Source organism: Kitasatospora sp. NPDC059599 (assembly GCF_042735125.1).
Lineage (GTDB): Bacteria > Actinomycetota > Actinomycetes > Streptomycetales > Streptomycetaceae > Kitasatospora.
Genome location: NZ_JBHWCL010000235.1, coordinates 1 through 10,040, shown reverse-complemented (window position 1 = coordinate 10,040; position 10,040 = coordinate 1). Strand labels below are relative to the sequence as shown.

At 72.2% G+C, this 10,040-nt stretch carries 9 protein-coding genes and 1 tRNA gene; 4 read left to right on the top strand and 6 right to left on the bottom strand.

Going from position 1 to position 10,040, the window contains the following annotated elements; translation table 11 throughout:
• Positions 1–52 precede the first annotated feature (52 nt).
• The 3 genes from ACFV04_RS42120 to ACFV04_RS42110 all read right to left on the bottom strand — a co-directional run bounded on the left by ACFV04_RS42120 (position 53) and on the right by ACFV04_RS42110 (position 3,738).
• Positions 53–1,333 (bottom strand): Ig-like domain-containing protein, encoded by a 1,281-nt coding sequence (locus ACFV04_RS42120; RefSeq protein WP_380536398.1) that lies wholly within the window; start codon positions 1,331–1,333, stop codon positions 53–55.
• Between the two features lie 184 nt (positions 1,334–1,517).
• Entirely contained in the window at positions 1,518–1,856 is a 339-nt protein-coding gene (locus ACFV04_RS42115) for a hypothetical protein (protein ID WP_380347426.1), read from the bottom strand.
• Between the two features lie 481 nt (positions 1,857–2,337).
• A complete protein-coding gene (locus ACFV04_RS42110; protein ID WP_380347427.1) occupies positions 2,338–3,738 on the bottom strand; it encodes a cystathionine beta-synthase in 1,401 nt (466 codons plus the stop codon).
• Between the two features lie 292 nt (positions 3,739–4,030).
• Here ACFV04_RS42110 and ACFV04_RS42105 point away from each other — a divergent pair, with 292 nt between their 5' ends.
• From ACFV04_RS42105 to ACFV04_RS42095, 3 genes are all read left to right on the top strand, one after another.
• Entirely contained in the window at positions 4,031–5,245 is a 1,215-nt protein-coding gene (locus ACFV04_RS42105; protein WP_380347428.1) for a GDSL-type esterase/lipase family protein, read from the top strand.
• Between the two features lie 63 nt (positions 5,246–5,308).
• Entirely contained in the window at positions 5,309–6,529 is a 1,221-nt protein-coding gene (locus ACFV04_RS42100; RefSeq protein ID WP_360260834.1) for an acetyl-CoA C-acetyltransferase, read from the top strand.
• Positions 6,530–6,819: 290 nt separating this feature from the next.
• Positions 6,820–7,761 carry a hypothetical protein gene (locus ACFV04_RS42095; protein WP_360260831.1) on the top strand — a complete coding sequence of 314 codons (942 nt, stop codon included), beginning with the start codon at positions 6,820–6,822 and terminating at the stop codon, positions 7,759–7,761.
• 121 nt (positions 7,762–7,882) lie between these two features.
• Here ACFV04_RS42095 and ACFV04_RS42090 read toward each other — a convergent pair whose 3' ends face one another.
• The 3 genes from ACFV04_RS42090 to ACFV04_RS42080 form a co-directional block, all read right to left on the bottom strand.
• Entirely contained in the window at positions 7,883–8,281 is a 399-nt protein-coding gene (locus ACFV04_RS42090; RefSeq protein WP_380347429.1) for a hypothetical protein, read from the bottom strand.
• Positions 8,282–8,367: 86 nt separating this feature from the next.
• Entirely contained in the window at positions 8,368–9,240 is an 873-nt protein-coding gene (locus tag ACFV04_RS42085) for a Bax inhibitor-1/YccA family protein (RefSeq protein WP_380536396.1), read from the bottom strand.
• A 140-nt stretch (positions 9,241–9,380) separates the two neighbouring features.
• Positions 9,381–9,462: transfer RNA gene (locus tag ACFV04_RS42080), tRNA-Leu, on the bottom strand.
• A gap of 303 nt (positions 9,463–9,765) precedes the next feature.
• On the opposite strand from ACFV04_RS42080, the gene ACFV04_RS42075 reads away from it, so the two are divergent.
• The coding region (locus ACFV04_RS42075; RefSeq protein WP_380536394.1) for an ATP-binding cassette domain-containing protein at positions 9,766–10,040 on the top strand (275 nt) is incomplete at its 3' end.

The window sequence follows — 10,040 nt, the reverse complement described above, 5'->3', positions numbered from 1 at the left end:
CGCGGGAACGGTCCGCCCGGGGAGCCGGGTGTCGGGGGTCGGGCGTCGGGGGTCAGGCGGCGCTGCCGGCCTTCCAGTCGGCCCAGCTCAGGTTCCAGCCGTTCAGGCCGTTGTCCGGGGCGACGGTCTTGTCGCCGGAGTTCACGACCTCGACCACGTCGCCGACCATCGAGGACTTGTAGAACTTGTAGCCGTCCGAGCCGGCGTCCTGCGCCCCCTTGGTGTCCTGCAGGCCGACGCAGCCGTGGCTGGTGTTCTGGCCGCCGAAGATCGACGGCGGGGACCAGTAGTTGCCGTGGACGAAGGTGCCCGAGGTGGTGAGGCGCTGGGCGTGCGGCACGTCGGCGATGTCGTACTCGCTGCCCAGGTTGACCGTCTGCGAGTTCATCCGGGTCTGGGTGTACTGCTCGGAGATGACCATCTTGCCGCCCCAGGTGGTGTGCTCGGGCGAACCACCGGAGATCTTGTAGACGGCGCTGACCTGGCCGTCGGTGGTGACGGTGAGCTTCTTGGTGCCGAGGTCGGCGACGCTGGTCTGGGCGCGGCCGATGGTGAAGGCGATGTCCTTGGACTGGGTGCCGTACACGCCCTTGGCGCCCTCGACGTCCTTGAGCCGGAGCTTGAGGGTGACCTTGGTGCCCTTGGCCCAGTACTCCTGCGGCCGGAAGTCGAGGCGGGTGCTGGAGAACCAGTGGCCGACGATCTCGACGCCCGGCTCGGCTATCACGGTGATCGCCTGCTGGACGGCCTTGCGGTCGGTGACCGGCTTGCTGAAGTTGATCGAGACGGGCATGCCGACGCCGACCGTCGAGCCGTCCTCGGGGGTGAAGTAGCCGACGAAGGTGTTGGCCGGGGTCGCCGTGGTGAACACGGCGTTGGCGTCCGCCTCCAGCTTGTCCTTGTCCACGGCGACGGCGGCGACGGTGTACTTGGTGCCGCTGGCCGGGGCGGCCGCCGAGGTCCAGCCGGTGTTGTCGGCGGAGAGCTGGCCGGCCAGCTCCTTGCCGGTCGAGTCGGTGACCTTGACGGTGCTCAGCGTGCCGTTGGCGACGGTGATCTTGACCGGGTCGCTGAAGCTGGCGGCGGCGGCGCCGTCGGCGGGGGTGACGGTGATCACGGCGGTCGAGGTCTTCGGGGTGCTGCTGCTTCCGCCGCCGGAGCCCTGGCCGGAGCCCGCGCCACCGCCGGAGCCGCTACCGCTGCCGCTGCTGCCGCCGCTGTTGTCGTTGCAGGCCGCCAGCAGGAGCACGGGAGCCCCGATCAGCCCCGCGAGCACACCGCGTCGGCTCCAGCTTCCTCCGGCCGCCCGCCCCTGACCGTCCCGTGCCGTCACGTCGCGTCTCCCTGCTGATCATCCCGGGCATTACGGATACAGAAACGCAATCCGCCCGTTCACGGTTCCACCACCGAAGGGTAAGCGATCGTATGAGATGACCCAACTTGCCTCCGAACAGGGACAAAACGCCCGGCCTGCCGTGGCAGACCGGGCGTTCGCGGGCGGTGACGGCGTGCCGTCGTTACTCGGCGGAGCTGTCCACCGCGTACTCGTCCCACTCCTCGTCGTCCGGGTCGAACTCGGTCTGCGCCGACTCCCAGGTCGCCGAGGCGAGCTCCACCCCGGGGACGTCGCCGAGCAGCGCGACGGGGTCGATGAAGTGCGCGAGCGAGCCCGACGGGTCCACCTCGATGGCCTCGACGGACTGGGCGCGCTCCTCGTCGTCGAGGTACTCGTCCTCGGTCACCGCCTGCAGGGCCGCCGCCTTGAGGGCGCCCTCGTCGGTGATCTCCGCGATGAGCTCGATCTTGACCCGGACGTAGCGCGGGGCGTCCTGGTCGGTCGTTTCAGTGCTGGTCATGCGTGCGAGCGTACGGGAACGGACGGCCGCCGACGCACAGCGCGGGAGCCGCCGGCGGGCGGACCGGGCCCGGAACGGACGGAAGGGGCCGGTCCCTCGGAGAAGGACCGGCCCCACCGTTCCCCCGCATGGACTCCCCCACCCGGGAGCCGCGGGGACGCGCCGTACGGCGCGGTGCGGCCGCGGGAGCCGCCACACCCTGTGGACCGGCCGGAGCCGGGCAGGGGCGGGACGACGGCGCCTCCCGCGAGGGAGGACACAGCGGTCGGGTCAGGACCGCCCGGTGTGCCCGGAGTCGACCGCGGTCGCCGGGGAGCCGCTCCCGGACGGTTGCCGTCGCCTCGTTCGGCGTCGTGCCGTTGACCACAACGATGCCGGAGCCGTGTTAACCACGTGCTGCGGGCAGGTGACGCCGGTGTACCACTTCGCCCGTGGACGAATCCTCCGGATCCGTCCGCGGGCGGGCGGCGGTGACCCCGGGTCAGTGCGCGGCGCGGCCGGTCAGGTAGCCCAGCAGGTCCTGGCGGGTGACGATGCCCTGCGGCTTGCCCTCCACCAGCACGACGGCCGCGTCGGCCTTCTCCAGCACGGTCATCAGGTTGGTGACGGTCTCGCCCGAGCCGACCACCGGCAGCGGCTTGGACATCACGTTGTCCAGCGTGTCGGTCAGCTCGATCTCCTTGGCGAAGATGCCCTCCAGCAGCAGCTTCTCCACCACCGAGCCGATCACCTCGCCGGCCATGATGTCCGGGTGCCCGGCGCCCGGGGAGACCACCGGCATCTGCGAGACGCCGTACTCGCGCAGCACCCGGACCGCCTCGGCGACCGTCTCGTTGGGGTGCATGTGGACGAACTGCGGGACGCCGCCCTGCTCGATGGACTCCTTGCGGGCCAGCACCTCGCCGATGTGCGCCTCGTCGGTGGACGAGGGCAGGAAGCCGTAGTCGGCCATCCAGTCGTCGTTGAAGATCTTCGACAGGTAGCCACGGCCGCCGTCCGGCAGCAGCACGACCACGACGTCGTCCGGCCCGAGCCCGCGGGCGACCTCCAGCGCGGCCACCACGGCCATGCCGCAGGAGCCGCCGACCAGCAGGCCCTCCTCCTTGGCCAGGCGGCGGGTCATCTGGAACGAGTCCTTGTCGGAGACGGCGACGATCCCGTCCGCGACCGCGCGGTCGTAGGCGGTCGGCCAGAAGTCCTCACCGACGCCCTCGACCAGGTACGGACGGCCGGTGCCGCCCGAGTAGACCGAGCCCTCAGGGTCGGCGCCGATCACCTTGACCTTGCCGCCGGAGACCTCCTTCAGGTAGTTGCCGGTGCCGGAGATGGTGCCGCCGGTGCCGACGCCCGCCACGAAGTGGGTGATCTTCCCGTCGGTCTGCTCCCACAGCTCCGGGCCGGTGGAGTGGTAGTGCGAGGCCGGGTTGTCCGGGTTCGAGTACTGGTCCGGCTTCCAGGCGTTCGGGGTCTCCCGGACCAGGCGGTCGGAGACGTTGTAGTAGGAGTCCGGGTGCTCCGGGGCGACGGCGGTCGGGCAGACGACCACCTCGGCGCCGTACGCGCGCAGCGTGTTGATCTTGTCGGTCGAGACCTTGTCGGGACAGACGAAGATGCACTTGTAGCCCTTCTGCTGGGCCACGATCGCCAGACCGACACCGGTGTTGCCCGAGGTCGGCTCGACGATGGTGCCGCCCGGCTTGAGGGCGCCCGAGGCCTCGGCGGCCTCGATCATGCGCATCGCGATGCGGTCCTTGACCGAGCCACCGGGGTTGAAGTACTCGACCTTCGCCAGCACCGTCGCGCTGATGCCCTCGGTGACCTTGTTCAGCTTGACCAGCGGCGTGTTGCCGACCAGGTCGATGATCGAGTTGTGGTACCGCACGGGGGTCCTCCCGGTCTGTGGGCATGCGAGTGCTTGTGCTTTCGGTACTGCAAAGCCTAGGCCGTGGCACGCACCCCAGCGCCCCCTCTTGTCCACCTCCTCCAAGGAGCCGCCCCGGCACTCCTCCGGCCCGGCGGCCCCTCCTCCCCCGCGGCCCGCCCGGCCGGCCCTCCGCGCGGCGCCCCGCCTCCCCACCAATGGCCCACCGGCACCGGTACTCCCGCCCCCCGCGCGGGTAGGAGGGGTGTACGGCCCCGCCGGGGGCGGCACGAGGACGCGAAGGGGGTGCCGGATGCCAGGCGCACACGACTCGCGGGCCCGGGTGGCCCGGCGGATCGCCACCGCGGCGGCGTACGGCGGCGGCGGACTCGGACTGCTCGGCGTGGGTCTGGTGGGCCTGCTGCTGACCGAGAGCAAGCTCGCGATCCAGGCCATCGGCGTCCTGGAGACCCACCCGCCCAAGGCCGACGGCGTCTACGGCGAGGCCTTCGCCGACGGCGCCACCACCCCTCAGCCGCCGCTGGTGCTGGCCGTCCTCGGCGACTCCACCGGAGCCGGCCTCGGCGTGGCGCGGGGCCGGGAGACCCCCGGCGCCCTGCTCGCCTCAGGCCTGGCCTCGGTCGCCGAGCGCCCGGTCCGGCTGGTCAACGCGGCCCGCTCCGGCGGGCGCTCCGCCGACCTCTCCGGCCAGCTGGAGCAGGCGCTGCGGCACCGCCCCGACGTCGCGGTGATCATGATCGGTGCCAACGACGTGACCCGGCACAGCCCGGCCCAGCTGGCCGTCCGCCAGCTCGGCGAGGCCGTCGCCGCGCTGCGCGCCAACGGCTGCGAGGTGGTCGTCGGGACCTGCCCGGACCTCGGCACGATCAAGCCGGTGCGCCCGCCGCTGCGCTGGGTGGCCCGTCGGCTGAGCCGGCAGCTGGCCGCCGCGCAGACCATCGCGGTGGTGGAGGCGGGGGGCCGGACGGTCTCGCTGGGCTCGCTGCTGGGCCCGGAGTTCGCCGCCCGCCCGGAGATGTTCGCCGCCGACCGCTACCACCCCTCGGCCCAGGGCTACGCGACCGCGGCGATGGCCGTGCTGCCCTCGGTCTGCGCCGCGCTCGGCCTCTGGCCGGAGGAGGAGCGGCCGACCGTGCCGGTTCCGGGCGGGACGGTGCTGCCGGTCGCGGTGGCCGCCGCGGCGGCGGCCGACCGGGCGGGCACCGAGGTGGCGGCCGTGGAGGCGGAGGGCGCGGGCCGACGGTGGGCGCTGCTGCGTCGGCGGCTGCGGATCGGCCTGCCCGGCTCGGTCGTGGCCGTGGTGTCCCACCCGGACCACGGCCCGGACCGGGACACGGCGCACGGCCCGGGGCAGGCCGCGCACCCGGGCCCGGCGCACGGCCCGGCGCACGGCTCGGACCAGAGCCCGGACCAGAGCCCGGACCAGGGCGCGGACCAGGGCACGGACACCCCCGCGGGCCCCGGGAATACGTCGGCCAGCTCACACGCTGGGGCGGATGACGCTTGACCTACCAAGCGGTAGCTTTCCTCCCGGACGTCAGGTCCGCCGTCACCCAGCGAGGAGCCCGTCATGCCCGAAGCCGTCATCGTCAGCGCCGCCCGTTCGCCGATCGGCCGGGCCTTCAAGGGCTCGCTGAAGGACGTCCGCCCGGACGACCTGACCGCCCACGTCATCCAGGCCGCGCTGGCCAAGGTCCCGCAGCTCGACCCGCGCGAGATCGAGGACCTGATGCTCGGCTGCGGCCTGCCCGGCGGCGAGCAGGGCCACAACCTGGCCCGCATCGTGGCCGTCCAGATGGGCATGGACCACCTGCCCGGCGCCACCATCACCCGCTACTGCTCCTCCTCGCTGCAGACCACGCGGATGGCGCTGCACGCGATCAAGGCGGGCGAGGGCGACGTCTTCATCTCGGCCGGCGTGGAGACCGTCTCGCGCAGCATCCACGGCACCTCGGACGGCATGCCGGGCACCATGAACCCGCTCTTCGGCGCGGCCCAGGCCCGCACCGCCAAGCGCGGTGAAGAGGGTGGCGGCGAGTGGCACGACCCGCGCGAGGACGGCCTGGTGCCGGACGCCTACATCGCGATGGGTCAGACCGCCGAGAACCTGGCCGCGCTCAAGGGCATCACCCGCGCCGAGCAGGACGAGTTCGGCGTCCGCTCGCAGAACCTCGCCGAGGCCGCCATCAAGGCCGGCTTCTGGGAGCGCGAGATCACCCCGGTGACGCTCCCGGACGGCACCGTGGTCAGCACGGACGACGGCCCGCGCGCCGGCGTCAACCTGGAGGGCGTCTCGGGCCTGAAGCCGGTGTTCCGCCCGGACGGCACCGTGACCGCCGGTAACTGCTGCCCGCTGAACGACGGTGCGGCCGCGCTGGTCGTCATGTCCGACACCAAGGCCCGCGAGCTCGGCATCACCCCGCTCGCCCGGGTGGTCTCCACCGGCGTCAGCGCGCTCTCCCCCGAGATCATGGGCTACGGCCCGGTCGAGGCCTCCAAGCAGGCGCTCAAGCGGGCCGGCCTGACCATCGACGACATCGACCTGGTCGAGATCAACGAGGCCTTCGCCGCCCAGGTGATCCCGTCCTACCGCGACCTGGGCGTCGACCTGGACAAGCTGAACGTCAACGGCGGCGCCATCGCGGTCGGCCACCCCTTCGGCATGACCGGTGCCCGGATCACCACCACGCTGATCAACTCCCTGCAGTGGCACGACAAGCAGTTCGGCCTGGAGACCATGTGCGTCGGCGGCGGCCAGGGCATGGCGATGGTCATCGAGCGCCTCAGCTGACCCTCCCCGCAACCTCCGAAGGGTCTGGACCACCCATTTGGAGTGACGGAGCGTAATTGAGGGCCGGATCACACCGCGAGGTCGATCCGGCCCTCTTTTCGTTCGTTTCCAGCCCGGAAATCGACACTGCGGAGCGGATCAACTCCACTGCGTAGAACGGTGTTACCTAACAATTTGGGGACAAGAGCGAAAGTCCGGGACAAATTAGACATTCGCCACTGCGGTAACAGCCCCGGATGCGGCAGTGTGGAGACGTAACCCCGTTCCGCTCCTCGCTAGGAGTACGTTCCGTGAGCGCCGTCTACACCATCCTGCTGCTGATCCTGATCACCGTGTCGACCGCCGTGCTGCTCCGTCTCCGGGCAATCTCCCGCCGACTGGACGCCCAGGCCGCGGCCCCGGCCGTGCCCGCGCCGGTGGACGAGGCCGCGATACGCCGGGCCGTCGCCGAGGCGCTCGCCGCCGACCGCGAGCGGGAGATCACCGAGGCCCGGGCGTTCTGGGCCGAGCAGGAGGCCCGCGCGGCCGAGGACGCGCCGCTGTTCGACTCCCCGTTCACCGGTGTCTTCTCCGGCACCGACGAGTGGCCGCTCTTCTTCCCCCGCCCCACCGGCCCTCAGGACGCCGCCGACAACGCCGGGACGATGGACCCGGAGTTCGGCGAGGCGCTGCGCTCCGCACTGGAGGACCTGATCAACGAGGGCGGCACCGGTCCGGCCGAGACCGGCACCGAGGGCGGCGCGCCGCTGCGCCCCGGCCACCCGGCGGGCGAGACCTCGAAGGACGCCCGCGCCCGCCGCGAGGCCGACCTGCTGGCCACCGGTCTGGAGGCCGGGCTGCTGGACACCGACCCGCTCGTCGAGGAGGCCCCGGTCGCCGCGCCCGACCCGCGCCGCCACCCCTCGCACCCCGACTTCGTGCCGAGCCAGGCCCCGTCCCGCGAGTGGACCGACAACCGGCTGGCCGCCCTCGCCGAGGAGGGCGTCGCGCTGACCGACGTCCGCCCGGGCCCGCTGGGCACCCTGGACGTGTACGGCTTCGCCGACGGCACCACCCTGTGCGTGGCCCCGGGCGACCGGGAAGCCGCCTACCGGCTGATCGACGCGGTCCGTGCCGGCGAGCACGTGCGACTGCTCGGCGGCTCGCGCTTCTCCGGCTCGTACTCGCTGACCTTCTCCACCGACGAGGAGGCCGTCTACGTGCTCGCCGACCGGGTGGTCGCCAGCATCTGACGCCGGGTCACCGGAGCCCGCCGGTACTCCCCGGCACCCCTCCCGCACCTCCCGCCGAAGGCCGACCGGATCACGGGGTTACCGATCCGGCCGGCCTTCGGTGCGTCCGGCTCCGGGCGCCTCAGGCGCAGAGCGCCGCCGTCCCGCGCACCGCCGCGACCGCCCCGGCCAGCACCTCGCCCACCACGGCGGGCCCGCCCGGCAGGGCCACCTCGGCGCCCTCCGGCAGCGCCGCGAGCGCGGCCGCCAGATCGTGCCCGGCGACGGCCAGTTGGTCCCCCGCCGCGAACGCCCCGGCGTCCGGGAAGTCCCGCTCCGCCCCGCCCTCCGCCGTCAGCGCCAGCGCGGCCAGCCGCCGGGCCAGCTCCAGCGCGGCGGCCGCCCGCGAGGGGTGTCCGGGTACGGCGCCCAGCAGCTTGCTCTGCGGCAGCGAGCGGAAACGATCCGCCAGTGAGTCGACGGCATCGACCAGGGGCTGTACGTCCAGGGGGTGCACGTCCAGGGGGTGTACGTCATGCATGGCAGCGAGCCTAGGCGAAAAGCCGCCGGGCCCCGGAGCGGGTGGCTCCGGGGCCCGGCGGCAGTGCTTCACCACGGGAGACCGGGTCAGTCGTCGCCGCGCAGGATCGCGATCAGCCGCAGCATCTCCATGTAGATCCAGACCAGCGAGAGGGTCAGCCCGAAGGCGGCCCGCCAGGACTCCTGCTGCGGGGCCCCCTGGGCGATGGCCGTCTCGATCTCCGCGAAGTCCAGCGACAGGAAGAAGGCGCCCAGGCCGATGCCGACCAGGCCGACCACGATGCCCAGCGGCCCCGAGCGCAGGCCCATGTCGGCGCCGGCCAGCGACGCGACCATGTTGACCAGCATCAGCAGCACGAAGCCCATGGCGACCGCGATGCCGATCCGGGCGTAGCGCGCGGTGACCCGGATCCTGCCGCTCTTGTAGGCGAACAGCATCGCCGCGAAGACCGCCGCCGTGCCCAGCACCGCCTGGATCACGATGCCGTTCAGGATGGTGTTCAGCGCGTGCGACCAGGCGCCCATCGCGAAGCCCTGGAGGCCCGCGTAGGTCAGGATCAGCGGCGGGCTGACGCTGCGCTTGAAGGAGGCCACCAGGCCGACGACCATCGCCACCAGGCTGGCGGCGATCGCGAAGCCGTAGTTCTCGAACGGCAGCGCGAACCAGGCCACCGCGCCCGCGCCGACCAGCGTCAGCAGCGTCATGGCGGTACGGGCGACCACGTCGTCGAGCGTCATCCGCCCGGTGGCCGTCGGACCGGCCGACGGGCCGTTGTACATCTGGTAGAGCTGCTCGTCGGTCAGCGGCGCCTGACCCTGCGGCTGCTGGGCGTACTGCGTCCCGGCGTAGGGGTTCCCGCCGTACGGGTTCCCGGCCTGCGCGGTGTTGCCGAACCCCGCGTAGCCGGAGTCGCGGGTGAAGGACCCCTCCCGCGAGAAGACCGGGTTGCTGCTTCTCATTGCTCATTCCCTCCGTGGCGGCACTGCGCCGCCCACGCACAAGGGTAATGGCCTGGCAAAAATTCCGGGATACGCCGCGAGGAGGATCCGGTGAACGACGCCCGGCGGGGGAGCCGTCGGCGCCCCCGCCGGTCGACCGGTGCCCGGAGCCGGACTCGAACCGGCACGGCCTCGCGGCCAAGCAGTTTTAAGCTGCCCGTGTCTGCGTTCCACCATCCGGGCGTCCTGCGAAACCACCCTGAGCCTAGTCTCCCGGCTCGCTCTTTCGCATGTTCCCAGCCCCGGAAGTTGTCATGTTTCCTTGCCATCTGACGAACTGTTCGGGATTCGGCCACGAAGGATAGTGCTTCCGGCCACCCCCAGGCCACCGCCCCTCCCTCAGGGTTTCCGTCATACCGCAGGAGGACGGTCCCGCCCTCCCGTACGCCCAGCGGTGGTCGGGCCAACCGTCCGGCGGAGCGACGCCAGACCATGATCACGTCGCGGAGCATGGAGGTACAAGTCCACGAGCACAAGGAGCCCCCCGTGACCACGTCGACCGCAACCGCCGTCCGCCCCGGTGTGGCGGCCGCCCGCGCCACCGGCCTGAACAAGGTCTACGGGGAGGGGGAGACCCGCGTCGTCGCCCTCGACAACGTCAGCGTCGAGTTCCCCCGGGGCGAGTTCACCGCCATCATGGGCCCCTCCGGCTCCGGCAAGTCCACGCTGATGCACTGCATGGCCGGCCTCGACACCGTCACCTCCGGCTCCTCCACCATCGGCGACACCGAACTCGTCGGCCTCAAGGACAAGCAGCTCAC

What these genes read in the sequence shown, in the direction of transcription:
- ACFV04_RS42105 (WP_380347428.1), top strand. Translation starts at nt 4,031, where the DNA reads ATGCCAGGCGCACACGACTCGCGGGCCCGGGTGGCCCGGCGGATCGCC.
- ACFV04_RS42115 (WP_380347426.1), bottom strand. Translation starts at nt 1,856, where the DNA reads ATGACCAGCACTGAAACGACCGACCAGGACGCCCCGCGCTACGTCCGG.
- ACFV04_RS42090 (WP_380347429.1), bottom strand. Translation starts at nt 8,281, where the DNA reads ATGCATGACGTACACCCCCTGGACGTGCACCCCCTGGACGTACAGCCC.
- ACFV04_RS42085 (WP_380536396.1), bottom strand. Translation starts at nt 9,240, where the DNA reads ATGAGAAGCAGCAACCCGGTCTTCTCGCGGGAGGGGTCCTTCACCCGC.
- ACFV04_RS42100 (WP_360260834.1), top strand. Translation starts at nt 5,309, where the DNA reads ATGCCCGAAGCCGTCATCGTCAGCGCCGCCCGTTCGCCGATCGGCCGG.